The 26,120-nt window shown below is 73.7% G+C and carries 24 protein-coding genes and 1 pseudogene; 9 read left to right on the top strand and 16 right to left on the bottom strand.

The genetic code is table 11. The features are described from left to right. Positions 1-90 precede the first annotated feature (90 nt). On the bottom strand, positions 91-1,452 hold the full coding sequence (locus OHU74_RS33035; protein WP_371619307.1) for an FAD-dependent oxidoreductase: 1,362 nt from the start codon (positions 1,450-1,452) through the stop codon (positions 91-93). A 146-nt stretch (positions 1,453-1,598) separates the two neighbouring features. Further along, complete coding sequence (locus OHU74_RS33030) at positions 1,599-2,402, bottom strand: hypothetical protein (protein ID WP_371619306.1); 804 nt, start codon at positions 2,400-2,402, stop codon at positions 1,599-1,601. On the opposite strand from OHU74_RS33030, the pseudogene OHU74_RS33025 reads away from it, so the two are divergent. Further along, positions 2,401-2,863 (top strand): annotated as a pseudogene (locus tag OHU74_RS33025) (hypothetical protein). The gene OHU74_RS33030 and the pseudogene OHU74_RS33025 overlap by 2 nt on opposite strands. Here the strand turns inward: OHU74_RS33025 and OHU74_RS33020 are convergent. Beyond that, complete coding sequence (locus tag OHU74_RS33020) at positions 2,853-3,395, bottom strand: hypothetical protein (RefSeq protein WP_371619305.1); 543 nt, start codon at positions 3,393-3,395, stop codon at positions 2,853-2,855. The pseudogene OHU74_RS33025 and the gene OHU74_RS33020 sit on opposite strands and share 11 nt — an antisense overlap. Positions 3,396-3,631: 236 nt before the next feature. Between OHU74_RS33020 and OHU74_RS33015 the strand changes: the two genes are divergently transcribed. Next, the gene (locus tag OHU74_RS33015; RefSeq protein WP_371619304.1) at positions 3,632-4,369 is read left to right on the top strand and encodes an HNH endonuclease family protein; all 738 of its coding nucleotides are present in this window, start codon (positions 3,632-3,634) and stop codon (positions 4,367-4,369) included. After that, entirely contained in the window at positions 4,366-5,001 is a 636-nt protein-coding gene (locus OHU74_RS33010) for a hypothetical protein (RefSeq protein ID WP_371619303.1), read from the top strand. The genes OHU74_RS33015 and OHU74_RS33010 overlap by 4 nt, the downstream gene beginning before the upstream one ends. An 18-nt stretch (positions 5,002-5,019) precedes the next feature. On the opposite strand, the gene OHU74_RS33005 is transcribed toward OHU74_RS33010, so the two are convergent. From OHU74_RS33005 to OHU74_RS32990, 4 genes are all read right to left on the bottom strand, one after another. Next, the gene (locus tag OHU74_RS33005) at positions 5,020-6,174 is read right to left on the bottom strand and encodes a hypothetical protein (protein ID WP_371619302.1); all 1,155 of its coding nucleotides are present in this window, start codon (positions 6,172-6,174) and stop codon (positions 5,020-5,022) included. Positions 6,175-6,399: 225 nt separating this feature from the next. Next, the gene (locus OHU74_RS33000) at positions 6,400-6,933 is read right to left on the bottom strand and encodes a GNAT family N-acetyltransferase (RefSeq protein WP_330300082.1); all 534 of its coding nucleotides are present in this window, start codon (positions 6,931-6,933) and stop codon (positions 6,400-6,402) included. A 52-nt stretch (positions 6,934-6,985) separates the two neighbouring features. Then, complete coding sequence (locus tag OHU74_RS32995) at positions 6,986-8,014, bottom strand: isopenicillin N synthase family dioxygenase (protein WP_371619301.1); 1,029 nt, start codon at positions 8,012-8,014, stop codon at positions 6,986-6,988. An 82-nt stretch (positions 8,015-8,096) separates the two neighbouring features. Next, positions 8,097-9,152, bottom strand: a complete 1,056-nt coding sequence (locus OHU74_RS32990; protein WP_371619300.1) for a GNAT family N-acetyltransferase — start codon at positions 9,150-9,152, stop codon at positions 8,097-8,099. 215 nt (positions 9,153-9,367) lie between these two features. Between OHU74_RS32990 and OHU74_RS32985 the strand changes: the two genes are divergently transcribed. Further along, complete coding sequence (locus OHU74_RS32985; protein ID WP_371619884.1) at positions 9,368-10,156, top strand: VOC family protein; 789 nt, start codon at positions 9,368-9,370, stop codon at positions 10,154-10,156. On the opposite strand, the gene OHU74_RS32980 is transcribed toward OHU74_RS32985, so the two are convergent. Continuing rightward, the gene (locus OHU74_RS32980; RefSeq protein WP_371619299.1) at positions 10,077-11,159 is read right to left on the bottom strand and encodes a PHP domain-containing protein; all 1,083 of its coding nucleotides are present in this window, start codon (positions 11,157-11,159) and stop codon (positions 10,077-10,079) included. The genes OHU74_RS32985 and OHU74_RS32980 overlap by 80 nt on opposite strands. A 106-nt stretch (positions 11,160-11,265) precedes the next feature. Beyond that, positions 11,266-12,309, bottom strand: coding sequence for a hypothetical protein (locus OHU74_RS32975; RefSeq protein WP_371619298.1), 1,044 nt, complete (start codon positions 12,307-12,309; stop codon positions 11,266-11,268). Between the two features lie 184 nt (positions 12,310-12,493). Between OHU74_RS32975 and OHU74_RS32970 the strand changes: the two genes are divergently transcribed. From OHU74_RS32970 to OHU74_RS32960, 3 genes are read left to right on the top strand one after another with little or no spacing between them, the layout of a single operon-like run. Next, positions 12,494-13,006: a DUF664 domain-containing protein gene (locus tag OHU74_RS32970; RefSeq protein WP_371619297.1), complete on the top strand. Its 513-nt coding sequence runs from the start codon at positions 12,494-12,496 to the stop codon at positions 13,004-13,006. Further along, the gene (locus OHU74_RS32965) at positions 13,006-14,751 is read left to right on the top strand and encodes a carboxylesterase/lipase family protein (RefSeq protein ID WP_371619296.1); all 1,746 of its coding nucleotides are present in this window, start codon (positions 13,006-13,008) and stop codon (positions 14,749-14,751) included. The genes OHU74_RS32970 and OHU74_RS32965 overlap by 1 nt, the downstream gene beginning before the upstream one ends. Continuing rightward, positions 14,748-15,890 (top strand): serine hydrolase domain-containing protein, encoded by a 1,143-nt coding sequence (locus tag OHU74_RS32960; RefSeq protein WP_371619295.1) that lies wholly within the window; start codon positions 14,748-14,750, stop codon positions 15,888-15,890. The genes OHU74_RS32965 and OHU74_RS32960 overlap by 4 nt, the downstream gene beginning before the upstream one ends. An 18-nt stretch (positions 15,891-15,908) precedes the next feature. Here OHU74_RS32960 and OHU74_RS32955 read toward each other — a convergent pair whose 3' ends face one another. Further along, the gene (locus OHU74_RS32955; protein WP_371619294.1) at positions 15,909-17,432 is read right to left on the bottom strand and encodes an MFS transporter; all 1,524 of its coding nucleotides are present in this window, start codon (positions 17,430-17,432) and stop codon (positions 15,909-15,911) included. Between the two features lie 49 nt (positions 17,433-17,481). Continuing rightward, positions 17,482-18,042 (bottom strand): TetR/AcrR family transcriptional regulator, encoded by a 561-nt coding sequence (locus OHU74_RS32950; RefSeq protein ID WP_371619293.1) that lies wholly within the window; start codon positions 18,040-18,042, stop codon positions 17,482-17,484. 100 nt (positions 18,043-18,142) lie between these two features. Between OHU74_RS32950 and OHU74_RS32945 the strand changes: the two genes are divergently transcribed. After that, entirely contained in the window at positions 18,143-18,556 is a 414-nt protein-coding gene (locus OHU74_RS32945) for a hypothetical protein (protein WP_371619292.1), read from the top strand. A gap of 13 nt (positions 18,557-18,569) precedes the next feature. Here the strand turns inward: OHU74_RS32945 and OHU74_RS32940 are convergent, their stop codons facing one another. The 3 genes from OHU74_RS32940 to OHU74_RS32930 form a co-directional block, all read right to left on the bottom strand. Beyond that, positions 18,570-18,830: a DUF6158 family protein gene (locus OHU74_RS32940; protein WP_330300071.1), complete on the bottom strand. Its 261-nt coding sequence runs from the start codon at positions 18,828-18,830 to the stop codon at positions 18,570-18,572. 106 nt (positions 18,831-18,936) lie between these two features. After that, entirely contained in the window at positions 18,937-19,839 is a 903-nt protein-coding gene (locus OHU74_RS32935; RefSeq protein ID WP_371619291.1) for a LysR family transcriptional regulator, read from the bottom strand. Between the two features lie 280 nt (positions 19,840-20,119). Continuing rightward, positions 20,120-20,632, bottom strand: a complete 513-nt coding sequence (locus OHU74_RS32930; RefSeq protein ID WP_371619290.1) for a hypothetical protein — start codon at positions 20,630-20,632, stop codon at positions 20,120-20,122. A 294-nt stretch (positions 20,633-20,926) separates the two neighbouring features. On the opposite strand from OHU74_RS32930, the gene OHU74_RS32925 reads away from it, so the two are divergent. Further along, complete coding sequence (locus tag OHU74_RS32925) at positions 20,927-21,805, top strand: hypothetical protein (RefSeq protein WP_371619289.1); 879 nt, start codon at positions 20,927-20,929, stop codon at positions 21,803-21,805. Positions 21,806-21,816: 11 nt separating this feature from the next. On the opposite strand, the gene OHU74_RS32920 is transcribed toward OHU74_RS32925, so the two are convergent. Together OHU74_RS32920 and OHU74_RS32915 are read right to left on the bottom strand one after the other, a co-directional pair. Next, positions 21,817-22,710, bottom strand: a complete 894-nt coding sequence (locus tag OHU74_RS32920) for an aminoglycoside phosphotransferase family protein (RefSeq protein ID WP_371619288.1) — start codon at positions 22,708-22,710, stop codon at positions 21,817-21,819. 146 nt (positions 22,711-22,856) lie between these two features. Then, a complete protein-coding gene (locus tag OHU74_RS32915; RefSeq protein WP_371619287.1) occupies positions 22,857-26,057 on the bottom strand; it encodes a TIM-barrel domain-containing protein in 3,201 nt (1,066 codons plus the stop codon). Positions 26,058-26,120 lie beyond the last annotated feature (63 nt).

Genomic DNA, 26,120 nt, shown 5'->3' with positions numbered 1-26,120 from the left:
GAGCCGGGGCGCGCACAGCACTCCGGCCGGGACCCGCACCTCGCGGATCCCGGCCGAACTGCACGACTTCGCGACTACGCGACTTCCCGGCTACGCGCCGCTCGCCTTGAGCATGTCCTCGCGCTCGACGAGCTTCACGCGCTCGCGGCCCTGCGGCTCGCCCAGCGCCTTCTCGGCGGCGTCGAGCTTGTGCCAGCCCTCCCAGGTGGTGAAGCGGATCTCCCGCTCGCCGAGGAAGGCTTCGACCGCCTCCGGCGCCGGGGTGGCCGGGGTGCGCAGGCGGCCGCCCGCGTGGTCGGCGAGGAGGTTGGCGACGGTCTCGTTCGCGTCGCCCTTCGTGTGCCCGATCAGGCCGATGGGGCCGCGGCGGATCCAGCCGGTGACGTACGTGGACGCCAGGTGCTCGCCGGCTTCCATGACGCGGCCGCCCTCGTCCGGGACCGTGCCGGAGTCGACGTCCCAGGGGAGCTTGGGCAGTTCGTCGGAGAGGTAGCCGACGGCGCGGTAGACGGACCGGACGTCCCAGTCGGTGAACCGTCCGGTGCCCTTGACGTTGCCGGTGCCGTCCAGTTCGGTGCGCTCGGTGCGCAGGCCGACGACCGCGCCGTCCTCGCCGAGGATCTCGGTCGGGGACTCGAAGAAGTGCAGGAACAGTTTGTGCGGGCGGTCGCCGATGTCGCGGATCGCCCAGTTCTCCAGGGTCTTCGCGACCATGTCCGCCTGCTTGTTGGAGCGGCGGGTGGTGATCGAACCCTCGTCGTAGTCGATGTCCTCGGGGTTGACGATGACCTCGATGTTCGGCGAGTGGTCCAGCTCGCGCAGCTCCATCGGGCTGAACTTGGCCTGCGCGGGGCCGCGGCGGCCGAAGACGTGGACCTCGAGCGCCTTGTTGGCCTTGAGGCCGTCGTAGACGTTCGCGGGGATCTCGGTCGGCAGCAGTTCGTCGGCGGTCTTGGCGAGGATCCGGGCGACGTCGAGGGCGACGTTGCCGACACCCAGGACGGCGACCTTCTCGGCCTCCAGCGGCCAGGTGCGCGGGACGTCGGGGTGACCGTCGTACCAGGAGACGAAGTCGGCGGCGCCGTAGGAACCTTCGAGCTCGACGCCCGGGATGGTCAGCGTGCGGTCGGCGGTGGCGCCCGTGGAGAAGATGACGGCGTCGTAGAACGAGTGCAGCTCGTCGAGGCTTATGTCGTTCGGGTAGTCGACGTTGCCGAAGAGGCGGACCTGAGGCTTGTCGAGCACCTGGTGGAGGGCGGTGATGATGCCCTTGATGCGCGGGTGGTCGGGGGCGACGCCGTAGCGGATCAGGCCGAAGGGCGCCGGCATCCGCTCGAAGATGTCGATGGACACACCCGGCTCGGTGGCCGCCTCGGACTTCAGCAGGGCGTCGGCGGCGTAGATGCCGGCGGGGCCGGCACCGACGATTGCTACCCGCAGGGGGCGAGGCATGGCTGGATTCCCTTCGAACGACGAAAGACTCGATCAAGGGAACCCTAAACTGAGGCAAGCCTAACCCAGCACCCACCCCTGACTTATGACCCTATAACTCTGACTTATGGCTGACCCAAGCAGTACTTGGGTCTCCCGCTCGGGTCTCACCAGGACTCGGTGACGACCACGGAGGATGTGGCGCTGTCGCGGAGCGTGAGCCCGCCCTTGTCCCCGTACACCTCGTGGCGCCAGGCCGCGAAGATCCCCGCCAGGGTGCGTGCGTCCTCGGCCTGGCCCTTTCCCACGTTACTGGTGGTGAAGGACACCTCCGCCAGGCAGGCCCCGCGCACCTTGCGGACCCGGACATCGCTGATGCCGTTCGCCGGGATGCGGTCAATGCCGTCGGCCCCCTTCCGGCGGTGCTTCGTGAAGTAGGTGACGAACTCCGCGGTCATGTCGAACCAGCCGGCCGCGCCGCAGGGCCCGGCGCCGTTCGTGATGCCCGGACGCTTGGAGGGCGCGGGCATCCCGTCGGTGGGTGGGCCCGGGGTGCCGGTGTCCTGGTCGGTGGGCGGGTCGGGCGTGCCGGTGTCCTGGTCGGTCGGGGGGTCCGGGATGCCCGTGTCCCCGTCGGTCGGGGGTCCGACGTAGGGGCCGGTCTCCTGATCGGTCGGCGGATCGGGGGGTCCCGTCTCCTGATCCGTGGGCGGGCCCGCGTACCCGCCGGTCTGCTCCTCCGTCGGGATGTCGGGCGTGGCCGTGCCGGAGCCCTTGCCGCCGCCCGCCGTCCCGTCCAGATCGCAGATCTCCGGGCTGGGCGCCGCCACCGGGGCGGGCCCCGCCGCCTCCCCGGCCCGTACGGTGCCGCAGGCCGCGAGCGCGGCGCACAGCAGCGCCGCCACGGCGGCCAGCGCCGTCCGCCCGGCCGGATTCGTCCGCCCGGTCCGGGACATCTCGGTCTTCGTCATGGCCATCGGCCCCCCTTTTCCCCTCAAGAGGGATTCACCGCAGCCCCGGTTCCCCGCGGGGGCCGCTTTCCTGCCGGATCCGGAGCTCGGCCCCCGGCTCGCCGCGCTGCCGTGCGAGCTGGTCTGGGCCACGACCTCGGAGGATGAGAGTGCGTGCCCGGCGCGGCGACGGGCGAACGTTGCCCGACTCGGCACTACCTTCCGACGAGGACGGCCTGGCCGGGACGCACTGGAAGACCCCGGGGCTCGTCGCCCGGGCGGCGGGCCGGGCGTTCGTCTGGGTGGACGACGAGATCAGCGGAGCGGACCGGCGCTGGGTCCGCGCCCATCACCCCGGAGCGGCCCTGCTGCACCGGGTCGACCCCCGGACCGGTCTCGGGGAGGCGGACTTCGCCGCGCTCGAAGGCTGGCTACGCGGCTTCGCGGACACCGGGTCCGCTCGTCCCGGGCTCAGCGGATGAACGGTTCGCCCTCGCAGTGCGGTGGTTCCTCGGAGCGGCCCACCGCCTCGCGCCAGATCTCCTCGGTCCCGGTGGCTCCTCCGGCGTCCCCGTCCGGCTCGGCGTCGTCGTCGGTGCGCACCGCGCCCCAGACCAGCCCGTCGCCGTAGGACTCGGCCGGGATCAGGGAGACCACGTAGCGCCGGCCCGGCTCCAAGGTCTGGATCAGCGGCTCGGCCTGCGGTGACATGCCGTCGGGCTGGCCGACCACGACCTCGGCGGGGACGGCCCCCTTGAGGGTCTTCTCCACGTGCAGCGAGAGCAGTTCGCCGTCCGAGAAGGGGGTCACGCCGGAGACGGTGGCCACGACCACGTCGCGCGCCACGTGCACGATGTACTCCGGTTTCGACCACGGGTCGGCGCAGGGCCGCTGCCCGGCCGCCGGTGGCGGCGCGCCGTGGGCGTCGTGGGCGGCCCACGTCTCCCAGCCGGCGGTACCCAGCATGACCACGGCGGTCGCGGCGACGGCGCTCCGCACGGCCCACGACATCATCGGCTTTCCTTACTCCCGGATCGGCGGAGGCTCGCATGATGACAGCGTCCGCGCCCCGGATCCCAACTCCGTTCACCCGTCAGGGGGATCGGGCCCGACCTGACCGCACGCCCGCCATCCGGCTCCGCCCGAAGGCGGATTCACGGCTGCCGTCCGGCGAGCCGGATGGCTTCGCGGCCCGTCCGAAATGGGTAGGCTTCCCGGGACATCGTGCACGGCGGGTTCGGGGTGGGGTTATGGGACGTCAGATACGGGTGCCCGGTGTGCTGCTGGCGGCCTCGCTGCTGCTCGGTGCTGCCGCATGTTCCGGTTCCGGTACGGGAACCGGCGGCCCGGCCAAGGACGCGAAGCCGGGCGCCTCCGCGCCCGCCAAGTCCGGAGCCCCCGCCCCCGCCGGTGGTAAGCCCGCCTCCGGGGACGTGCTGCCGGGCATGGTCTCCGTGTCCGTCGCCCGGACGCAGCTGGCCGCGCTGAAGGTGGCGACTCCCGGGACCATGTCCGGTTACAGCCGGGACAAGTTCACGCACTGGGTGGACCAGGGCAACAAGTGCGACACCCGCGAGGTCATCCTCCAGCGGGACGGCGCCGACGTCACCCGGGACTCCGAGTGCAAGGCGGTGTCCGGCACCTGGAAGAGCCTCTACGACGACGTGGTGGTCACCGAGGCCTCGAAGATGGACATCGACCACATGGTGCCCCTCGCCGAAGGCTGGCGTTCCGGCGCCGCGGGCTGGGACGCCGCGAAGCGCAAGGCCTTCGCGAACGATCTGACCCGTCCCCAGCTGCTGGCGGTGAGCGCGTCCTCGAACCGGTCCAAGGGCGATCAGAGTCCCGACCTGTGGCAGCCGCCGTCGAAGGCGGCCTGGTGCCAGTACGGGCGGGCGTGGACCACGGTGAAGTCCACGTACGGCCTGACCGTCACGGAGCCGGAGAAGAAGATGCTCTCGACCATGCTGGACACCTGCGCGGCATGACACCTATCACGCGTTTCGACACCGGCGGCTTCACCGAGCGGGAGCCCGGGGTCTGGACGGACGAAGAGCACGGGCTCGTCCTGTCCGTGCACTTCTTCCCCCTCGTTCCCGATCTGCCCGCGCCCCTCGACGCTCCCGGGCCCCTGTTCAACGGCCTCGCCCGGTCCGTGGCCGCGGCCGGGGCGGGCCTGATCGAGGCGGAACTCGGCCACGTGGACGGCCTTCCGGCGGTCCGGCAGCTGGCCAAGGTGGCCCGGCCCGAGGGCCGGGGCCAGGTCTTCCTGGGGTCGTGGACGGTCCCCCGGGCCGGCTGCAGCACCGTCCTGAAGGTGCAGGCGGGCGAGGGGGCGATGACCGGTATGCGTGAGGCGGTCGTCCTCGCTGAGCTCGGCGCGGAGCGGTACTTCGCCCCGCATCCGTACGGCCCCGGGGTGACGGGCGGACTGCCGTACCACCTTGCCGACCTGGAGGAATGGGACGAGCGGTTCCCCGATCACCCGCTCACGCTGGTCCGCCGGACCCTGCGGCGGATCGTCCCGACCGTGGCCCTGCACGAGCAGTTCAAGGCCCTGCCGCCGTTCGCCCCGCAGCCTCCCGAAGCGCCGCGCCGCCGCTGGTTCGGCCGGTCCTGATCGCGCCCCGCGGGTCGCTCACAGCACGGCGATGCCGAGCGGCCGGGAGCCCGCCGCGAGCCGGTGGCTGCTCCCGCCGTCCAGGTCCACGACCGTGATGCCGTTCCAGTAACCGTCGCGCGTGTAGCCCCCCGTGACGTAGGCCGTGCGACCGTCCCGGGAGACGGCCACGTCCTCGTGCGGCCCCTCCAGCGGGTACACGCGCTCCGCGCCGTCCGGGGAACGGACCGTGAGCGAGGGCCCCTTGCCCTTCCCGGGCTCCACGGCGCCGGTGCCGACGACCAGGAGCCGGCCGTCCGCGGTGACCGTGGTCCCGTGCTGGTGGGTGTCGGCCGTCAGCTTCTCGACGGTGGTGCCGCCGGTCCGCGGATCCACGACGGCCAGCCGCTCGCCCTCGAAGGGGAGCAGCAGCTTTCCGTCCGTCGGCCGCACGGCGGCGTAGTGGGGTTTCAGCCAGGACCCGAGGCCGCCCTCGGTCCCGTACGGGGCCACCTCGATGCGGCGGGGCCGCAGCGAGCCGGTGGGGACGACGGTGACGTCGAAGGAGTCGTGGCCGGTGACGTAGACCTCGGAGCCGTCGCGCGACACGTCCACGTCGAAGGGCCGCCGCCCCACCGGGACCACGGCGGACACCCGGGCCGTCGCCGTGTCGATGACCTCGAGCACACCGGTGGTCCCGGGAACGTTGACGCCCACGTACGCGTGCGCTCCGTCGGGCGACAGCGCGATGCCCATGCCGCCGCCCCGGTACTCGCCGCCGGTGACGGGCCCCGTGCCGGTGGTGCGGTAGGGGATGCGGGCCGTCCTGGTCCGCGTACGGGTGTCCACGACGGCAACCCCCTCGGCCGTGGCCACCCAGGCCCGGCCGTCCGCGCCGACGGCCAGGCCGTACGGGGCTCTGCCGACGGGAACGGAGCCGACGGAGCCCTTCTCCGGGTCCACGAAGGTGACGGTGTCGGCCCCGAAGTCGGCGACCAGAAGGGTGCCTTCGGGGGTCGGCGAGGCCGTCGGGAGCGGGGAGGCGGCCGGTGCGGCGGCCGGAACCCGGGCCGTGCCGGTCTGGGTGCAGGCTCCGAGGAGCAGCGCCGCGGCGAGGGCCGCGAGGGCGGTACTGGTTCCCCGTGCGCGGCGGTGTGCGAGCGGACGCGGGCGCTGGCGGTCGTGCTCCGGCATGGGTGCCCCTCTCGGTTCCGGGGGCGGGGCCGGTGGTGCGCCCGCTCCCCCGTACCCATCCTCACCGCGCGGGACCCGCCGCCCGCTCGGCCCGGCGGTCGACACCCGGGTCAGCCGATCGGCTGACCCGGGCGGCCCGGGGGTGTGCGGGGGGCGGGGTGCGGCGTACGAGGTGTCGGACGGGGGCGCTGGGCCTGGGGCGCTGGCCTCGAACGCGGGGCGTGCTCAGGCCTCGTACTCGGTGAGGTCGATCCCGTGGATGTTGAGCAGGGCGCCGGTCTCCGGGGCCGAGACGTCCTTCTCGGCCGTCATGCCCAGCTTGCGGATCACGTTCTCGGACTCGTCGTTGCCCGCCCGGTTGACGGCGACGACCCGGTCCAGGCCCCGGTCCTGGAGGGCGAACTCCAGCGTGGCGTGCGCGGCCTCGGAGGCGTAGCCCTGGCCCCAGAAGGACCGGCCGAGGCGCCAGGTGATCTCCGCGGCCGGCAGGACCTCCGGGAGCCACCACGGCATGGAGAGCCCGACGGCGCCGATCAGCTCGCCGGAGGCCAGCAGCTCGACGGCGAAGATCCCGAAGCCCTCCTCGTCCCACTCGTCCTCCCAGGCCTCCAGGAGCTCGGCGGTCTCCTCCAGGTCGAGGGTCTCCCCGTCACCGATCCAGCGCATCACTTCCGGGTCGGCGGTGATCTCCGACAGCGGGACGAGGTCGTCCTCGGTCCAGCGGCGGAGGAGGAGGCGGGGGGTGCGGATCTCGGTCATGGACACATCCTGCCGAACGCGCCCGGCATCGGGTAATCGGGGTCGCCCCGGCCTACCGGTCGGCCCCCGGATCCACCCCCGGACCTGCCGCTTCGCCCGCCTTCGCGTCCCCCTCCCCCGGGACGGTGATCGCATCGAGCTTCGCCCTCAGGTAGGCGTGCGAGTCGACCGGCTCGTGCGTGATCCGGCCGATGGGCGCCGGCAGGGACTCCACGCGGACATGGGGGTCGCACTCGTAGAAGTAGACCAGCGAGATCAGCTCCTCGGCCGGTGCGTCGGCGGGCGGGGGCAGCACCCGGTGGCGGCCGGCCCGCCACCGGTCGCCCGTCCAGCGCGCCATCAGGTCGCCGATGTTCACGGTGAGCGCGGCCGGATCGTACGGGGCGTCCTGCCAGCCCTCGGCGTCGGTGTGGATCTGGAGTCCGCCGGCGCCCTGCTGTCGGTCCAGGACGGTGACGGTGCCGAAGTCGGTGTGCGCACCGATCCGGAACTGGCCGGGGAGCGGAGGGCCGACGCGCTCGGTGCCGGGGTACCAGTTGACGTTGAAACCCCAGGTCGGGTGGCCCGTGTGCCGGGTGAAATGGTCCGGATCCAGGCGCAGCGCGGCGGCCAGCAGTTCCAGGAGCTCGTCGCAGAGCCCCCGCATCGCGGCCAGGTACTCCGCTGCGAGCGGCCGCAGCGCGGGAGCCTCGGCCGGCCAGGCGTTGGGCCGGAACCACTCCGCGTCCACCGAGGGGATCCCCGTGGGGTCCTCGGCCGCGCAGGACCAGGATTCCTTGAGGTCGGGCGGGGAGGCGGCGCCCTCCGCGTAGCTGTTGGCCTCCGCGCCGGGGCCGAGCCAGCCGCGCCCGCCGACCGCCACGGCGTACGGGGCCTTGGCGGCGGCCGGGAGCCGGAAGAACTCCCGCGCCGCCCCGCGGATCCGCTCGGGCAGCTCAGGGCCGATCCCGTGCCCGGTGACCAGCAGGAAACCGGCTGCCTGGAGCGCTTCGTCGACCCTGGAGGCGATGCGGCGGCGCTCCTCGGCCCCGCCGCCGCGCCACGGGCCGAGGTCGATCACGGGAACCTGGGAACTCACCACGGCGGAACCTGCTTTCCGGGTCGGAGCGGCGGCGCAGCCCGTGCCGGGCGGCGCGGGCCCGGCAAGATCCGAAAGAGACGGCCTAGCGCAGGGCGTACCGGATCGTGCCTTCCCCGGAGCCCGCCTCCGTGAAACCGACCCGCCGGACCACCGCGTGGGAGGCGGCGTTGCCCTCGTCCACCGTGGCCGCCAGCACGGCGACGCCCGGCTGGCGCAGGGCCCAGCCCGTCAGTGCCTTCAGCGCCTCCGTGGCGTAGCCGTTGCCGCGGGCCGAGGGGACCAGGTCGTAGCCCATCTCGGCGCGGCCGTCGGCGTCCGGGGCGCCGTGGAAGCCCATGCCTCCGATGGCCCGCCGGTCGCTCGCGCGGATGATCGCGTACGGTCCCCAGCCCGGCCGGTACCTGCCCTCCTCCTGTGCCTTGACCACCGACCCGGCGGCGCGCCGCGTGCCGTCGGCGGGGCCGTCCTCGGCCCAGGCGAAGCCTCCGGTGCCGCCCGCCACCAGGTCGGCCGCCGCCAGCGGGGAGATGTCGCAGAGCAGTACGCGCCCGGCGTCCACCGGGTAGGCGTACCAGCGCCACACCGTCTGCCGGGCCAGCCCCGGGAGTTCGCCGCGGCCGGTGGCCCACAGCAGGGTCCGCCAGGGGTCGTTCTCGCGCGGGGTGTGCGGGAAGAGGCGGTCCAGGACCCGCGCGGGCAGTTCCGGGCCCGGCTCCCAGTCGTGGACGCCGAGGCCGCCGAGGATGTCGTGGGTGTGCAGCAGCACCTCGACCACGCCCATCGCGACGAAGCCGTCCGCGCCCGCGCTCCCGTACGGGTGCCACCCCCGGAACCCGGGGTCGGCGACGGCCGCGGTGGCCGAGAGGAGTCCGCCGGTCGTGGTGAGGATCTCGATGAGCCCGTCGGGTCCGGTGCCGGGGTCGGGGACGATCCCGAAGGGGACGAAGTCCTCGCTCTCCCGGCCGGTGAGCTGGGTGGCGTAGTTCGTGAGGGCGCTCGACATGTGCACGGCCGTGTCGTGGCAGTTCCACTCCAGTCCGGCGGCCGGGGCGGCCCAGTCGAGGTGCGCCACGCCGCGCAGTGCCTGTGCGGCGAGGGATACCGCCGTGTCGATGTCCTGGGGACCCATGATCGTCATGAGCTGCACCTTAGAAGCCCGCCCGGGTGCCGCCAACGGGATTTCCGTGGCCCACGGCCGGTGGCCCCGGTGGCGCGCCTGCGGGCCGTGCCGGGGGCCGGGGCGCAACGCTTGTGCTCGGACGGCGCGAGCGGACCGCGCCCCGGTGAAGGGCGGAACAAGCGGTGGAGATTTCGACGAGGGACGTCTTCGGGGCGCCGTGCTGGGTGAGCCTGATGGCCCGCGACCTCGGTGCGGCGCAGCGGTTCTACGGTGCGGTCGTGGGCTGGCGGTTCAAACCGGCGCGGCTCGGCGACGCGTTCTCGGTGGCCGACCTGGACGGGGTTCCGGTGGCCGGGATCGGGGCGCTGGCCGGGGATCTGGCGGTGCCGGTGGCCTGGACCCCGTACTTCGCCGTGGACGACGCGGACGTGGCGGTGAGCCGGGTGCGGGAGCGCAGCGGGACGGTCGCGGTGGGCCCGGTGTCCTTCGAGTCCGGGGGCCGCGCGGCCCTGGTGGCGGACCGGGACGGGGCGGTGTTCGGGATCTGGGAGGGCCAGGTGTCGGCGGGCTGGCGGGTGGGCACGGGACACGCGCCGGCCTGGCTGGAGCTCCGTACCCGCGACGCCTTCGAATCGGCGATGTTCTACGGGGAGGTCCTGGAGTGGGCCACCGGGCGCGCCGGGTGCTGCGAGGTCAGTTACGAGAAGGACCAGGTCGTGCTCCGGCAGGGCGGGGAGGCGGTGGCGCGGCTCGACAGCGGTCCCGTGGAGGCGGGCGCCTACAGCCCGTACACCCGGCCCCGTTGGCACGTCCACTTCCGGGTGGCCTCGCTGGATGCGGCCGTGGCGGCGGCGGAGGCGCTGGGCGGGCGCACGGTCTCGGACATCGGGGAGAGCGGGACCGAGCGGTGGGTGTCCTTGCGCGATCCGGACGGGGCGCTGTTCACGCTGACGGCGTCCCGGGAGACGGACGGCGGGTCCGGGACCGGGGGCGGGGCTGCTTCCGGGTCCGGGTCCAGGTGAGCAGGTCGGCCGCCGCCCAGGTGTTGATGATCCGGTCGGCCGGTACCCCGCATTCCAGGGCGCGCTCGCAGCCGGTGGTCTGCCAGTCGAGCTGGCCCGGGGCGTGGGCGTCGGTGTCGATCGCGAAGTAGGTGCCCGCGGCGACGGCGAGCCGCAGCAGCCGGCGCGGCGGGTCGAGCCGCTCGGGCCGGCTGTTGATCTCCACGGCGGCGCCGGACTCGGCGCAGGCCGCGAAGACGGCCTCGGCATCGAACTCCGACTCGGGGCGGGTCCTGCCCGTGACCAGCCGACCGGTGCAGTGGCCGAGGACGTCGAGGTGCGGGTTGCGCACGGCGGCGATCAGCCGCCGGGTCATGGCCGGGGCTTCCATCCGGAGTTTGGAGTGGACGGAGCCGACCACCAGGTCCACTTCCGCGAGGAGTTCGGGTTCCTGGTCGAGCGAGCCGTCGGCCAGGATGTCGCACTCGATGCCGGTGAGCAGCCGGAACGGGGCCCAGTCGGCGTTGAGTTCGGCCACGGTCCGCAGCTGTTCGCGCAGCCGCTCCGGCGAGAGCCCGCGGGCCACCTTCAGGCTGGGCGAATGGTCGGTGAGCACGGCCCAGTCGTGGCCGAGGGCGGCCGCGGCCCGGCCCATCGCCTCGATCGGGGCGCCCCCGTCGGACCACTCCGAGTGCATGTGGCACTCGCCGCGCAGGGCCGCGCGCAGGGCGAGAGCCCCGGGGCTCGGCGGGGGGCCTTCGGGATGTGCGGCGACCTGGTCCTCCAGCCGCTGCAGGTACGCGGGGACGGACCCGGCGAGGGCTTCCCGGACCACCTGGGCCGTTTTCGGCCCGATGCCCTTGACGGATTCGAGCGAGCCCGCCGCGACCCGCTCGGCCACCTCCCGCTCCCCCATCCGGACGAGGGCCGCGGCGGCGGCGCGGAAGGCCTGGACCCGGTACGTGGGTTCCTGGGCGCGCTCCAGCAGGAAGGCGATCCGCTCCAGCGCCGCCACCGGGTCCATCGCGTGTCTCCTTCCCAGCGGCGAAGGGGTCCGGGCGGCGATCCCGTGGGACGCCGCCCGGACCCCGGGGGTCAGGGCCGAGGCCTCTGCCCCGTCCTGTCGGTGGTCAGGCGCCGTCCGCCGGTCCGGCCGCCGGACGGTGCTGCAGGGCCAGACCCGCGAGGACCGCTCCGGTCGCCGCGCTCAGCACCGCCGTGACGCCGGCCCAGCTCACGGAGGCACCGACCGCTCCGGCGAGCGGGTCGAACTCCACGGCTCCGCCGACCACATGGAGCGCGGTGACGCCCAGCGCGACCACGGCTCCGGCCCGCCAGGCCCATGCGGTGTCCCGTATCGCCAGCAGGGCTCCGGCGGTCAGACAGAGCAGGCTGACGGCCAGGGCCAGCAGCCCGCCGGTGTCGCCGGAGAACAGGCCGGCCGGGTCGCCGGGGACGTGCAGCGCTCCGCAGACCAGCAGCGCGAGCGCCACCGGCCAGCGCAGCACGCGGCCCAGCGCGCCGCCGACGGCCCTGGTCGGCGGTCGGGGCCTGTCCGGAACCCGCGGCGGGACCGGAACGGGGGCGGGCGGCAGGTGGAGGGCGGTCCGGCCCTCTCCTCCCGGCTCGCCCGGCCGGCCCGGCTCGCTCTCGGCCCGGCGGTACGGGGCCTGTTCGCCGGTTCCGAGGATGCTCACCAGCAGGGCCACGTCCTCGATGGGCCGCCCGAGGGCGGCGGCCTTCAGGGTGATGTCGGCCTCGCCGGTCGCGTGCGGGGGATCGCCCAGCAGGTCGACCATCTCGCGGACCTCGTGGACGGGACGGGCCACGGCCGCCGCGCGCAGCGCCTCGTGCCCGGGGTTGGGGTGCTGGCCGGAGTCCTTGAGGAGGCCGACCAGCGCGGTGACCTCACTGACCGGCCGGCCGGTGGCAGCGGTCTCCAGGAGGGTGCGCACGCGCGTCGCCCCCGCCCCGTCCTGCGGCCCGTTCGGGGTCCCGGGATCGGGGTCCGCGCCGGGGCCGGGGCCCGCCTCCAGGGGTGGCGCGGAGTCGGGGGCGTCCGTGTCCCGGGCGTTCTCGGGGCTCGCGACCTCAGGCGGCCAGATTTCCGTGGTGTCGGGGAGCCCGCGCGGTTCTTCGTACTCCGTCGCGGCGAGCGTGATCGGGTCATTCATGGAAAGCTCCGTTCGCCGACGCGCGGGTCTACACATCGCACGCCGGTCATCGTGCGTCATGGGAAGCGCACGCTTTGTTACATTCAGCGCCACCTCGCCGCGCTGCGCCATTCGGGGCGGGCAAACGGGGGTCCCCCGCGGCGCCGCGGGGCCTGTCGCCGCCTGTCGTGGGCATGGTGGAGGCATGAAGGGTACGGAGGTACTGGCCGACGCGTTCGGCCGGATCCAGGACGTGGTGCGCGAGGCGGTCGAGGGCCTGGACGCCGGAGAACTGGACGCCCGGATCGACGCGGGCGCGAACTCGATCACCTGGCTCGTCTGGCACCTGACCCGGGTCCAGGACGACCACGTGGCGGACGCGGCCGGCTGGGAACAGGTCTGGCACGCGGAGGGATGGGACGACCGTTTCGCCCTGCCGCTGCCCGCCGGATCGACGGGGTACGGACACACCGCGCACCAGGCCGGCACCGTGCGGGTCGACTCCGGGGACCTGCTCCTGGGGTACTTCGACGCCGTCCACGCGCAGACCCTGCGGTTCCTGCGCGGGCTGGGCGCCGCCGAACTGGACCGGGTGGTCGACGAGCGCTGGGATCCGCCGGTGACCCTGGGCGTGCGCCTGGTCAGCGTGATCGCCGACGACCTCCAGCACGCGGGGCAGGCGGCCTTCGTACGGGGCGTGCTGACGAGGGGGCGCTGATGGCGGCGACAGCCGGACGGGCTCCCGGCCCGACCGCCGGTCCGGCCGCCGGGCGGACCCCGGGGCGGGCTGCGCGGCGGAACCCCGGGCGGGCCGCCCGACGCGCGCTCCTGCCGGTGGCGACCATGGCCACGGCCCTGGCCCTGCTCCTGCCCGTCGCCACCCCGGGCCCGGCCGTGGCGGCTGCCGCCGATGACGGCGGCCGGCCCGTGGTCGACACCGATCGCGGGCCGGTGCGGGGACGGCAGGCGGCCGGGTACCGCACCTTCGAGGGCATCCCCTACGCCGCACCGCCGACCGGCCCGCTGCGCTGGCGGCTTCCGGTGCCCGCCGCGCCGTGGTCCGGGGTACGGGACGCGGGCGCACCCGGTGCCCGCTGCGTCCAGCTGCCCGCGGTGGGACCGGGCGGGCCGAGCGGCTCGGAGGACTGCCTGTTCCTCAACGTCACCGCTCGGGACAGCGCTCCGGCCGAAGGCGCGCCGCCCCGGCGTCCGGTCATGGTCTGGTTTCACGGGGGCGGATTCGTCAACGGCGCGGGCGATCTGTACCGGCCGGGGAGGCTGGCCGCCGAGGGCGGTGCCGTGGTCGTCACGGTCAACTACCGCCTCGGGGTCTTCGGCCTCTTCGCGCACCCCGCCCTCGGCGGCGCCCCCGACTTCGCGCTCGCCGACCAGCAGGCCGCGCTGCGCTGGGTGCGGGCGAACGCCGCCCGCTTCGGCGGCGATCCGGACCGGGTCACCCTCTTCGGCGAGTCCGCCGGAGCCCTCAGCGTCTGCGCGCACCTGGTCTCCCCGGCCTCGGCCGGTCTCTTCCACCGGGCGATCGTGCAGAGCGGCTCCTGTTCCACCGCCATCCCCGCCCGGTCCCTGCTGCCGGGGTACGGCGCCTACGTCCCGTTCGCACCACAGGAGCACGCCCTCTCCGAGGGCTCGGCGGCGGCCGCCGGCCTCGGCTGCGACCGGCCCACGGCCGCCGAGGCCGCGGCCTGCCTGCGCGGCCTGGACCCCGGGAAGCTCGCGACGCCCGAGCTGACGGGCCGGTTCAACCTCCTGTCCTACGGAGGCGACCTGCTGCCGACCGAGCCGCGACTGGCCCTGGAGCGCGGGGAGTTCGCCCGGGTCCCGGTGGTGCAGGGCGCGAACCGGGACGAGATGCGGATCTTCCTCGGGCAGACCCTGGCCGCCTACCCGGTCGGCGACCCGCAGGGCTACCGGGCCCGGCTGCGCGCCTCGTTCGGGGCTGCGGCCGACCGGATCGAGGCCGCCTATCCCGTGACGGCCCACCCGACGCCCGCGCTGGCCTTCGCCGCCGTGCTGTCCGACGCCTCGTTCCTGTGCCCGCAGCTGCGGGACAGCCGGGCGCTGGTGCGGCACGTGGCCGCGTACGACTACCGGTTCGACGACCGGGACGCCCCGAACCACACCGGGCTGCCGGAGGTGGCGGGCTTCCCGTACGGGGCCTCGCACGGCTTCGAGCTGCCCTACCTCTTCGACAGCGAGCCGCCGCTCAGCGCTGCGCAGCGGTCGCTGTCGGAGCGGATGACCGGGTACTGGACCCGGTTCGCGGCGACCGGGGACCCCAACACTCCCGGGACGGGGCCCCGGTGGCCGCGCTCCCCCGCCGTGCTGTCCCTGGCGCCGGGGCCGGCGGGAATCCGTACCGTGGACGCATCGGCGGAACATCACTGCGCCCTGTGGGACTCCGTGGCGCGCACCCCCGAAGAGCTCGGAGAGGCGGACTCGTGACCGGATCGCTCGAAGACATCCTCCAGCCGTACGTGGAGAGCAAGTCCCTGCCCGGGGCGGTGGCCCTGGTGGACCGGGGCGACGGCTCCGGGCCGGAGGTGGCCGTCGTGGGCAGCGCGGACGCCGCGGGCGGCGCCCCGATGGTGCGGGACTCCATCTTCCGGATCGCCTCGCTGACCAAGCCGGTGATTGCGGCGGCGGTCATGGCCCTGGTCGAGGAGGGCCGGTTCGCGCTCGTCGACCCGGTGGCCCCCTGGCTGCCTGAGATCGCCGAACCCGTGGTCGTACGCACCCCCGCGAGCCCGGTCGACGACGTGGTCCCGGCGGCGCGGCCGGTCACGGTGGCCGATCTGCTGACGTTCCGCGCCGGCTGGGGTTTCCCCGCGGACTTCTCGCTCCCCGCGGTGGCCCCGCTCTTCGGCGAACTGCTCCAGGGGCCGCCGCAGCCGCAGCGGGTGGCGGCGCCGGACGCCTGGATGGCCGCACTGGCCCGGATCCCGATGCTCCACCAGCCGGGCGAGGCCTGGCTGTACAACACCTGCTCGGACATCCTGGGGGTGCTGATCGCCCGGGTGGCCGGGTGTTCGCTGCCCGAGTTCCTGGCGGAGCGGGTCTTCGAGCCGCTGGGGATGACGGACACCGGTTTCGCGGTGCCGGCGGGGCAGCTGGGCCGCTTCGCGCACCAGTACCGCACCGGCCCGGACGGCGCCCTCGAACTGGTCGACGCCCCCGACGGACAGTGGAGCTCCGTGCCCGCCTTCCCCTCCGGCGGCGGCGGGCTGGTGTCCACGCTGGACGACTACCACCGCTTCGCCCGGATGCTGCTGGAGGAGGGCGGCCCGGTGCTCGCCCCCGAGTCGGTGCGGCTGATGACCACCGACTGGCTGACCCCGGCCCAGCGGGCCGGGGCCGGACTCTTCCTGGAGGGCCAGGGCTGGGGCTTCGGCGGCTCGGTCGACATCACACCGACGGACCCCTGGAACGTCCTGGGCCGCTACGGCTGGATCGGCGGGACCGGTACGGCCGCGCACATCGTCCCGTCGACCGGCGCCGTCACCCTCCTCATGACGCAGCTGGAGCTGACCGGACCGACGCCGCCGGAGCGGATGCGCGAGCTGTGGGCGTACGCGGCCTCGTAAGCCCCGTCCCGAACCGGATCAGTGGTTCTCGGTCGGCTGGAGGTCCCGCGGGATCAGCGTCCAGGTGGTCGCGGCGGCGGCCACCGCGAGGGCGCCGGCCAGCAGGAACGCCGGGGTGATCGCGAGGGTGTAGGCGTGCGAGGCGGCGTCGAGCAGGGTCTGGCCGACGCTGCCGCCGAGCCGTTCGGCGGTGTGGGCGGCCTCGCCCACGGAGTCCCGTACGGCGCTCAAGGTGGCGCCGTCCAGGTCCAGGGCCGGAAGGTTTCCGCGGTAGAGCGCGGCGGCCGTCGAGCCGAGGATGGCCACGCCCATGGCCGAGCCCAGTTCGTAGCAGGTCTCCTCGATCGCGGCGGCGCTGGAGACCTCGTCCGCGGGGGCCGCGGAGATGAGGGTCACCGAGGCGACGGTGGTGGCGAGGCCCGCGCCCAGACCCATGATGGTCAGGGCAGCGGCGAAGGCCGGGTAGCCGAGGTCGGTGAACTGCTGGAGGGTCCAGGGCAGGGCCATGCCCGTGGCGAGGACCAGCAGGCCGCCGCCGAGGACGTGCCGGATCGCGAAGCGCTGCATGAGGGTCGGGGCGACCATCGAGGCGCAGATCAGCGCGAGCGGGGCGGGCAGCAGGCGCAGACCGGCCTCGAGCGGGGTGTATCCCTGGCCGTACTGGAACCACTGGGTGACGAGGAAGAGGATCGCGCCCATGCCCACCATCGGCAGGAAGATCGCGGTGGCGGCCACGCTGAAGGCGGGCTTGGCGAAGAGCCTGACCTGGAGCAGCGGGTTGTCCAGGCGCAGCTGGCGGCGGACGAAGACGGTCAGCGAGATCGCGGCGAGGGCGAGCAGCGCCCAGGGCAGCGGGTCGGCGACACCGCTCTTGCCGAGCTGCTTGATGCCGCCCGCGAGGGCGAGCATGCCGACGATCGACTGGCCGACGCCCCACCAGTCCCAGGCGCCGGCGGCGCGCGGGGAGCGGGATTCGGGAAGGTAGCGCAGGCCGGCCGCGACGATGATCGCGGCCACGGGCAGGTTCAGGAGGAAGGCGGAGTGCCAGCCGTAGTCCTGGACGAGGAGGCCGCCGACGACCGGTCCGAAGGCCATGCCGCCGCCGAAGACGGCCGCCCAGACGGCGAGTGCGAAGGCGCGTTCCTTGGCATCGGTGAAGACGCTGCGCAGGATGGACAGGGTGGACGGCATGATCGCCGCGCCGCCGACGCCGAGGAGTGCGCGGGCTGCGATGACGTGCCAGGCCTCGGTGGAGAAGACGGCGATGAGCGAGGCGGCGGCGAAGATGCCGAAGCCGGCCATCAGGAGCCGCTTGCGGCCCCAGCGGTCGCCGAGGGCTCCGGCGGTGACGAGCAGGCCGGAGAGGGCCAGCGCGTAGATGTCGATGATCCACAGCTGCTGTACGGCGCCGGGCTGGAGGTCGCCGACGAGCGAGGGGAAGGCCACGTTGAGGATCGTGGTGTCCATCGAGATGAGCAGCAGGCTGCCGGAGAGGATCGCGAGCACGATCCAGCGGCGCGGGTCCTGCGTGGGGGTGTGCATGGGGGTTCCGTTCACGCGTGTACGGGAGGTGTGAGGTGGGGTGGGCGGGCTACTCGGCGGTGGGCGGCCGGGTCCCGCTGAGGAAGGAGGCGAGGACGAGCCGGCCGATGTCGCGGGGCGCGAGGTGGCCGTCACGGACGCCTTCGGCGGCTGCGTCGAGCAGGCCCCAGAGCGAGTACCAGATCCAGTACGCGGGCAGATCGACGCGCAGCCGCCCGAGGCGCTGGCCGAGGGCCAGGAAGGCGAGGGCCCGCTGGTCCTGGCGCTGGATTCCGGCCCGGAACTCTGGATCGGCGAGCACGGTGGCATCGCGCGAGGTGAATCCGTACAGGTGCGCGGCGGGCAGCAGCCCCGTGACGAGCCGCTCCAGCGCGGCGTCGAAGGCCGCGGCGTCGGCGGTGGCCGGCAGATCGGCGGGGGCCAGGCACCCGTCGACCACGTCGATGGCCCGGACGGCCACGGCTTTGAGCAGCGCCTCGCGGGTCGCGTAGCGCCGGCCGAGCGTGGCCCGGCTGGTCCCGATCCCTGCGGCGATGTGCGCCATGGAGGCGCTGTGGTCGCCGGCGAGTACGCGGGCGGCGCCGTCCAGCAGCTCTTGTTCGTGCACCATGTGATCCTCCTTCGCCTCAAACGATACAAATTTGTCTCACTTGAAGCAAGTCTGGTGCACGCCTGCGGCATGGGTACCCGCCATCCGGCATGCTCGGCGCATGCGCGTGGAACTGGTGGAACTGATCGACATCTCGCGCCGGCCCGCTGGCCACCCGCGCCTGGCCCGCGTTCGGACCCCGCTCGGGGAGGTCACTGTCGGCTGGGCCGGGGATCCGGCGGCGGAACCCGGCGCCCACTACGTCGAATGGACCGTCGACGAGGACCTCGCCTGGGGGCGGAACGCCGAGTCCGCGGGCCCGGAGGGCGCACCGGAGGTGCGGGAGGGCGGGGGCAGCGCCGTGATGCTGCGGGGATGGGTGGACATCGAGGAGGACGGGGTCCTCGTGCTGCGGCTCGGGGAGGACCTCGTCCTGCTGGAGGTGGCCGGGCCGGTGCCGGAGGGGGTCGTGCCCGGCTGGGTGCGGCTGCGCCTGGACCGCGGGCGGGTCGTGCTCTTCCCGTATGCCGTCTGACCAGGGGCTCTGGCTAGCCCTGCTCGTCGGTCGACGTGCGCGCACGCGCTCCCGAGCGGGTGCGGCCGGGGGTCTGGGCCCGCTCCGGGTGGCGGCGCAGGTACTCGCCCTCCAGCTCGTCCATCCGCTGGGTGTGGGTGACCAGCGCCTCGTCCGACCCGTGCAGCAGCGTCTCGTGGCGCGTGCGGTGGATGGCTTCGAGCTCCTTCATCAGGCGGCCCTCTTCCAGCCTGCCCGCCGACGGCCCGCCTTCGCGCGCCTCCTGCTCCGCCATGACAGGTCACCTCTTCCTCGGCCGGGCCGGGCGCACCGCCCGGCCGTCCTCACTCCATCATCGCGGAATCGAACGCGTCACGCTCAGGGGTGGCCCGCGCCCGCGCCTACCGCCCGGCCCTCGCTACGCAGCTGCGCGCCACCTCGTCGGCGAAGGCGCGGGCCAGCGGGGTGAGGGAGGACCAGCGGCGCACGGCCCAGCCGACCGCGAGCGGCGGCAGGGCGGGGATCGGCACGAGCCGCAGCGGCCCGTCCGTTCCGGGGACCTGCCAGCCGGGCAGGGCGGGTACGACCGCGTGACCCAGACCCAGTTCGGCGAGGAGCAGCGCGGTGTCCCAGTCGGCGACGCTGGTGTCGGAGCTGATCCGGATGCCCGCTTCGGCGAGGGCTCCGTCGAGATGGGCGCGGGAGGTGGAGTTCTCGGGCAGCCGGATGTGCCGGATGGAGGCGAGATCGGCGGGTTCCAGGCGGCTGCGGGCGGCGAGGGGGTCCTCGGCGCCGACCGCGAGGACCCAGGGAAGCCGCAGGACCGGGCGCTGCTCGATGCCGCGCACGGGGCTGCCGATGGTGATCCAGGCGAGGTCGAGGTCGTCCGCGGCCAGGGCGTCGAAGCAGCTGCGGCTGGAGTTCTCGGTCTGGAACTCCAGGCTGGCCCGGGGGTGTTCACGGCGGAAGGCGACGACCGCCTCGGCCATGAAGTGCCGGACGGTGGTGGCGCCGGTGGTGACGCGCACCGATCCGCCGTCGCCGCGCACGAGGGTGTCGAGCCGGCGCAGGGCCCCGTCCAGCCCGGCCAGACCGTCGGCGGCGGCCGCCTGGAGGATCCGCCCCGCCTCGGTGGGCAGGACACCGCGCGGGTGGCGCTCAAGGAGCACGGCGCCGGTCTCCTTCTCCAGGCGGCGGACGTGCTGGCTGACGGCGGACTGGGTACGGCCGAGGTCGCGGGCGACGGCACTGAGGCTGCCGGTCCGGCAGACGGCGACGAACACGCGGAGGTCATCGAGGGTCACAACCCCCAAGGTATCGCTGGGGGGTTGCGAGATGATCGGAGGATTGACTTGGGTTTCCGGCTGCCTGACGATCGACTCACGGCCCAGGGCGGCAACCCGGACCCGCCTTCGCGAGGGCGGCGACGGGTGCCGACCCGCCGGCGTCCGCCAATGCCTGCGGACGCCCACCGACGCCCGCCCCGGCGCATGAGGCGCCCGGAAGCGCTGTACCTGGGCGCTACCGCATTCCGTGGTTCCGGCGCAGGAAGTACGCCCGGGTCACCACCGCCAGCAACGGCCCTCACGCGAGGAAGGGGACGTAGCAGGCCCACAGCGCCCAGGCGCCGGGACCGCTGGTCGGGAAGACCTCGCCGTCGTCGTTCAGCGGCGGAACGAAGTGGAAGAAGTAGTTCAGGGTCGCGTACGCGCCCAGCGCCATGGCCAGGAACGCGCCGATCGAGGCCGGGACGACGGCCGTACGGACCGGTACCACCCGGCCCCCTGCGAACGGCACCCAGCCGGGCAGCCGTTCGCCCCACGGCCGGACCAGCCCCAGGGTGAGCAGCGCGAGGCACTCGGCGATCAGCGAGAGCGACAAGACGTACGCCCGCTCACCCGGCAGCCACGCGTGGCCCGCGTACCAGTCGGGCCAGCCCGCCACGAGCGCTACGCGCCACAGCCCCGACGGCAGCGCGCACAACGGGATCACATGCGCCGCCCACTTGATGCCGCGCGGCACCTCGAGCGCGGCCCCCGCCGGATCCCCGCCCTCGTGGACACCGGTCCCGGCCGACGTGACAGTGGTGGCGTCCATCGCGGTCTTCCCTTCACCTGGATGCGGCCCGGCAGACCCGGAGCTCCCACACGCCATCCTCGGGCCGCGCCCGTTCGCCGCGCTTCCGCCTGAAGTCCCGACCTTTCTCCCCCGGTTGGGGAAACGGACCGCGACGTCCGGGCGAGCCCCGAGTCCTGCCCCCAGCTGAAAACACCTTGCTCCCACGGCCCCCACCTTGGTGGGATGCGGGGGCTTCAACGGCGGGAGGGGGACAGCTTGGCGGTATTCGGGTGTGCGGGCTGCGGTGCGGTCCTGACGGCTCCTGTGTCGGAGGTGGCATTGCCGATCCACTTGGCCGACACCCACTGGGAGAGGCTGCACCCGCCACTGCTGGAGGCCGGGTCCTACTCCGTCGACCCCGCGCCGTTCCGCGTACTGTCCAACAGCGCGTCGCAGACCGTCCTCCTCGCGCCCGGCGACATGCGCGGCACCGGGCTGATCCTCGAGCGGGCCGGGGGCTACTGCAGGGGGATCGACGGGAGGGACGGACCGAACCTGGCCTGTCTGGGCTGCGGTCTGGCTGTGGGAACGAGGATCGACGATTGCGGGTACTGGCAGGTCGTCCGGCTCGTTCCACAGGCGGTATTGCGGCTGCCGGGCCCGCCGGAGCGACCGATCATGGACTGGACGGAGTTGTTCACCACCGGCACACCGTGGCACCGGCTGGACGAGTACCGGGACATCCCGGCGGGCGTGGCCCTCGCCCAGGTGGTGGTGGCCGCCGGGGGCGCACCGGTCGAGGTGGCGCCCGGACCGGTCGCGGAGCTCCTCGGCCGGGCACTCGCCGCACTGCTCCCCACCGGGGAAGGTGCGAAGCGGCTGGACCTGGCCGGCCCGGCGTACGGCGAGCCGGCCGCTGACCTGGTGCTCGTGCCGGTCCATCCGCAGACCGGAGACATGTGGCAGCCGCGCGCCGGGGCCGTGCCGGTCCCCATGGATGCCACGCTCTGGGCCGAGGTCGCCTTCCCGCCACACCGGACCCGGCTGCCGGTGGTCGGCGGGCTGCCGGCAGGTGTGGAGCGGGACGACCCGCTGCCGCCGCACCCTTGGTGCCCGTTCCAGCCATCCAGGGAGGCGTTCCGGAACACGCTGGCGCGAATGCCCGCCTTCAGGGAACCGTGGCTGCGGACGATCTGCGACCGCGGATTCTGACCTGTCGCCGGCTACCGGCCGGTGAGGGTCTCGGCGATGACGTAGCGGGCGGTCGACGCCATCGTGGGGTTCGTGTTCCGGTAGTAGTTCAGCTCCATCAGTGCGATCGACAGGGCCCAGCCGCGGGCTCGCGTCCACATTCCGTCGTCGGTGGCCAGGGCGGCGCGGAAGACGGGCCGGGCGGCGGCCGGGAGGACGTACCAGGCCGGGATCAGGTCGACGGCGGGGTCGCCGAGGCCGGCGCAGCCGAAGTCGATGACGGCGGCGAGCCGTCCGTCGGCGAGGAGCATGTTCCCGGGCTGCAGGTCGGCGTGGATCCACACCGGCGGGCCGGGCCGCGCCGGGGCCCGTAGGGCCGTGTCCCATACGGCGCTCACCGCGGCGGTGTCGATTTCGCCGAGCGCGGCCAGGCCGGCGATCGCGGCGCGGACATCGGTGTCCCGCGCCGCCAGGGTTTCGCTGCGGTACGAGGGCGGAGCGCCGGTCGGGTCGACTCCGCGCAGGGAGAGCACGAACTCCGCCAGGTCCGCCGCGAGCCGCTCGGGCTCGTCGATCCGCCCGGCGACGGGGATCCCGCCCGTGAGCCAGCGGAAGACGGACCAGGGCCAGGGGTACCCCTCGCCCGGCCGGCCCTCGGTGAGCGGTTCGGGGACGGCCACCGCGAGCGCCGGGGCCAGCCGCCGCAGCCATACGCGTTCCGCGACCACGTCCTGGGCGGCCCCGGCCGTACGGGGGAGCCGTACCACCATGTCCTCGCCCAGCCGGTACATGGCGTTCTGTGTCCCGGCGGAGTCGACGCGTTCGACGGGCAGTTGCGCCCACCGGGGGAACTGGGCGGCGATCAGGCGGTGCACGAGCGCCGTGTCGATGTCCGGTTCGCCGTCGTGCATCTTTCCTGCGGGCATGAGCACCTTCCTCACCTTCCTGGACGGTCCGGGGTCGCGGCGTCCAACTTATAGGCCGCGGGCCGGAGGACGACCACCGGACCGGCCGAGCCCGGCCCGGCGGGGTGCCGGGCCGGGCTCGGGAGCGGTTCGTCATCGGGGTCGGGTCAGGGGGTGAAGGTCCAGCGCTGGGCCGCGGTGGTGGCGCAGGCGACCCGGGTCGTCTTGGTGCCGTTGGCGGTGGCGGAGCCGGCCGGGGTAAGGCATTGGCCGGCGTTGCGCAGGCTGCCGTCCGGGCCGGTCTGCCAGGTCTGGCCGGAGCTGCCGTTGCAGGTCTGGACGGCGACGGCCGAGGCGGTGGCGGCGTCCAGGCAGACTCCGTTCAGGCCGGTCAGGCGGCCGTCGCTCTGCAGGGTCCAGCGCTGGTTGGGGCCTCCGTGGCAGCTGTAGAGGGTGGGTTGGGTGCCCGGGGTGGTGGCGCTGCCGGGGAGGTCGAGGCAGGTCGCCGATGCTCCGTTGACCAGGGTGGCGTCGGCCGGCAGCGGGGTGGAGCGGCCGGTGAGGGTGATCTCGGCGGCGCTGGTCCAGGGACCGCGTCCGCCGGCCTCGGTCAGGGCTTTCAGCCGGAGGTAGCGGCCCGTCTTCGCCGACAGGGAGACCGATTTGAGGGCCGAGGTGTCGGCGAAGGTACCGGTGGCCACCGCGGAACCCCAGTCGGTGGTGGTGTCGGATACGTACACCTCGTAGCTGCCGATCCGGCCGTTGACCCCGCCGTCCTGGCGGGGCAGGTAGCCGAGGCCGTCCACGGTGTAGCGGGCGCCGAGGTCGATCTGGATGTCGTGCGGCAGCGGGGCCGCGGTCCCGCCGGACCAGGCGGTGTGCCAGATGGTCGCGGGGTTGCCGTCGAAGGCGTTGCGGGCGGCGCCGTTCTCGGCGCTGGTCTCCTGGCTGTCGGCGGAGACCAGGGTCCAGGCCGACTGCGGGACGGGGTTGGAGGTGGCCGGGATGGGGTCGGCCGCCGGGAGGGACGTGCCGGTGGCCGAGACGCTGAACGCGCCCGACTTCGTACCCGTCTTGGTCCACAGGATGCCGCCGCGGTCCGCGGCGTCGAAGAACCAGCCGGTGGTGGCGGTGTCGTAGGCGGCCTTGGTGGTCTGCCGGGTGAGGGCGGAGCCGTCCACGGTGACCGTGCCGGGGGCGGTGGCCACGTGGAGGGTGAACTCGTAGCCGCGGGAGGCCGGCTTGCCGGTGTAACTGCCGTTCGGGGCACCTACGTTGATGGTGACCGCGCCGGATCCGGTGGTGGGGGCCGTGACGTCGACCTGCTGGCGGGCGAAGGCGCCCGACTGGTAGGCGCGGGTCGCGCCGTCGTCCTCGTAGAGGCTGAAGGAGGAGTTCCCGCGCGGGTGGATGTCGTAGGTGAGGGTGGAGACGGGCTTCTCCCCCGTGTAGTTCATCTGCGGCCACATCGGGACGATGGCGCCGCCCTTGACGAAGAGCGGCAGGGTGTCGAGGGGGGCCTGGTAGCCGTTGAGCCAGCCCGGTCCGGCGTACGTCTTGCCCGTCCAGTAGTCCGTCCACGTGCCGGCGGGGAGGTAGATGCCGTCCCGGACGGAGGTGTCGGAGACCACCGGCGCGACGAGGAAGGAGTCGCCGGCCATGAACTGACCACTGGTCAGGTTGCCGCGCGCCACCGGGTCTTCGGGGTATTCGAGCACCATGGCGCGGGTGCTCGGGACGCCGGTCTCGTTCGCGGTCCGGCTCATCGTGTACAGGTACGGCATCAGCCGCATCTTCAGCTGGAGGTACTTGCGGTTGATGGAGAGGTACGGCTCGGCGAACCGCCAGGGCTGCTTGTCCTGGTAGCCCGCGCTCGGGCCGGTCGCGCCCCAGCCGGACATGGTCATGAACGCCGGGGTGAAGGCCTTCCACTGCAGGTCGCGGGCGTACGTCTTGGGGCTGCCGGCGAAGATTCCGTCGACGTCCCCGGAGGCGTAGTTGAGGCCGGAGAGGCCGGCCCCCGCGATGGCGGGGACGTGCCAGCGCATGTCGTCCCAGGTGCCGTTGGTGTCACCGGTCCAGACGACGGCGTTGCGCTGGGTGCCGGCCCAGCCGTCGACGGTCCAGACGTAGCGTCGGGCGTCGGAGTTCTTCTCGATGCCGTCCACGGCCTGCTGGACTCCGGTGAACGCCGTCTTGTAGCCACCGCCGATCCAGGCGACGTCGGTCTTGACCCCGCGGGAACCGGCCACCCCCACCTCGTCGTTGATGGAGCCCAGACCGGTGGAGGTCCACAGGCCGGTCTGGAAGCCCTTCGCCTTGAGCGCGTCGACCGTGGACTTCAGGGGCGCGGTGTAGCCGCAGCCGTAGCCGTCGTTGGGCAGGAACCAGCCCGAGGGCATGTCGGCGGCGCGGGCGTCGGTCGCGTAGCCGACCACGTCCGGGGTGGTCTGGTGGCGAAGGCGGTTGTGGTCGCCCTGATAGGTCGGGTTGGAGGCGTTGAAACAGTCGGCGTTGCCGAGCTCGAAGCCCCACTGCGGGGCCATGAAGGGCTTGCCGCTCACGTCCGTGTAGGCGTCGAGGACGGTTTTGAGGGAATCGCCGGTGAAGTACCAGGCGTCGAAGCGCTTCTCGTCATGGGTGAGGGTGGTGGGGGCGTTGAATCCGTACGAGCCCGGGGCCCAGGTATTGCGCATCACGCCGTAGCCGTTGGTCGACATGTAGAACGGCGCCGGGCTGGCGTTGTTGTTCTCGCGCCACTTGTTGTCCACGGCCACCGGCACGGTCTTGCCGCGCAGTGCCCATTCGCCGAGCCGCAGCCCGGTTCCGTAGAACTGCTCGTCGGCGCCGCGCGCGAGGTACTGGGTGGTCTGGGAGCTGGTCCAGGAGGTGGGCTGGGTTTCCTGCCAGACCAGGGTGGCGTTGTCGGCCCGGTAGACGGAGAACTGCAGCGGGCTCTTGTTGACCCGGATCGACAGGGAGCCGGTGGTGATCCGGTAGTACGTGCCCGCGTCCGTCCAACTCGTGGTAACGGAGCCGAAGTCGGTGGTGGGGGCGAGGTCGGTGCCGGCCGGGTCGTTTGTGAAGGCTCCGTCGGGAGAGAGCCAGAGCCGGAAGATGTCGGCGCGGGCGACGACCACGCGGGCCTTGGCGCCACTGGAGGTGGTGGCGGTGAAGGTGTTCCCGGACTGCGTCAGGCCTGTGACGTTGCCGGCCGTGGCGGGGGCCGGGGCCGTGACGGCCGCCGAGGCGGGGGCGGCTATCGGTCCGGCGGCGGCCAGTCCCGCCACGGCGAGGGCGGCGGCGAGCAGTGCGGCCGCTGGGGCGCGCCGCCTCCGTGGGCTCCTGCGGATGCTGATGAGTCTCATGGGGCGGCTCCTCGTGCGGTCCGGATCGCGGACACACCTGTTGGCATGCACCGGGCAACATAG

The sequence above is a fragment of the Streptomyces sp. NBC_00454 genome (genome assembly GCF_041434015.1).
GTDB lineage: Bacteria > Actinomycetota > Actinomycetes > Streptomycetales > Streptomycetaceae > Streptomyces.
This window is presented reverse-complemented; position numbering and strand designations above follow the sequence as displayed.

What these genes read in the sequence shown, in the direction of transcription:
- OHU74_RS33035 (WP_371619307.1), bottom strand. Translation starts at nt 1,452, where the DNA reads ATGCCTCGCCCCCTGCGGGTAGCAATCGTCGGTGCCGGCCCCGCCGGC.
- OHU74_RS33030 (WP_371619306.1), bottom strand. Translation starts at nt 2,402, where the DNA reads ATGACGAAGACCGAGATGTCCCGGACCGGGCGGACGAATCCGGCCGGG.
- OHU74_RS33020 (WP_371619305.1), bottom strand. Translation starts at nt 3,395, where the DNA reads ATGATGTCGTGGGCCGTGCGGAGCGCCGTCGCCGCGACCGCCGTGGTC.
- OHU74_RS33015 (WP_371619304.1), top strand. Translation starts at nt 3,632, where the DNA reads ATGGGACGTCAGATACGGGTGCCCGGTGTGCTGCTGGCGGCCTCGCTG.
- OHU74_RS33010 (WP_371619303.1), top strand. Translation starts at nt 4,366, where the DNA reads ATGACACCTATCACGCGTTTCGACACCGGCGGCTTCACCGAGCGGGAG.
- OHU74_RS33005 (WP_371619302.1), bottom strand. Translation starts at nt 6,174, where the DNA reads ATGCCGGAGCACGACCGCCAGCGCCCGCGTCCGCTCGCACACCGCCGC.
- OHU74_RS33000 (WP_330300082.1), bottom strand. Translation starts at nt 6,933, where the DNA reads ATGACCGAGATCCGCACCCCCCGCCTCCTCCTCCGCCGCTGGACCGAG.
- OHU74_RS32990 (WP_371619300.1), bottom strand. Translation starts at nt 9,152, where the DNA reads ATGACGATCATGGGTCCCCAGGACATCGACACGGCGGTATCCCTCGCC.
- OHU74_RS32985 (WP_371619884.1), top strand. Translation starts at nt 9,368, where the DNA reads ATGGCCCGCGACCTCGGTGCGGCGCAGCGGTTCTACGGTGCGGTCGTG.
- OHU74_RS32980 (WP_371619299.1), bottom strand. Translation starts at nt 11,159, where the DNA reads ATGGACCCGGTGGCGGCGCTGGAGCGGATCGCCTTCCTGCTGGAGCGC.
- OHU74_RS32975 (WP_371619298.1), bottom strand. Translation starts at nt 12,309, where the DNA reads ATGAATGACCCGATCACGCTCGCCGCGACGGAGTACGAAGAACCGCGC.
- OHU74_RS32970 (WP_371619297.1), top strand. Translation starts at nt 12,494, where the DNA reads ATGAAGGGTACGGAGGTACTGGCCGACGCGTTCGGCCGGATCCAGGAC.
- OHU74_RS32965 (WP_371619296.1), top strand. Translation starts at nt 13,006, where the DNA reads ATGGCGGCGACAGCCGGACGGGCTCCCGGCCCGACCGCCGGTCCGGCC.
- OHU74_RS32955 (WP_371619294.1), bottom strand. Translation starts at nt 17,432, where the DNA reads ATGCACACCCCCACGCAGGACCCGCGCCGCTGGATCGTGCTCGCGATC.
- OHU74_RS32950 (WP_371619293.1), bottom strand. Translation starts at nt 18,042, where the DNA reads ATGGTGCACGAACAAGAGCTGCTGGACGGCGCCGCCCGCGTACTCGCC.
- OHU74_RS32945 (WP_371619292.1), top strand. Translation starts at nt 18,143, where the DNA reads ATGCGCGTGGAACTGGTGGAACTGATCGACATCTCGCGCCGGCCCGCT.
- OHU74_RS32940 (WP_330300071.1), bottom strand. Translation starts at nt 18,830, where the DNA reads ATGGCGGAGCAGGAGGCGCGCGAAGGCGGGCCGTCGGCGGGCAGGCTG.
- OHU74_RS32930 (WP_371619290.1), bottom strand. Translation starts at nt 20,632, where the DNA reads ATGGACGCCACCACTGTCACGTCGGCCGGGACCGGTGTCCACGAGGGC.
- OHU74_RS32920 (WP_371619288.1), bottom strand. Translation starts at nt 22,710, where the DNA reads ATGCCCGCAGGAAAGATGCACGACGGCGAACCGGACATCGACACGGCG.
- OHU74_RS32915 (WP_371619287.1), bottom strand. Translation starts at nt 26,057, where the DNA reads ATGAGACTCATCAGCATCCGCAGGAGCCCACGGAGGCGGCGCGCCCCA.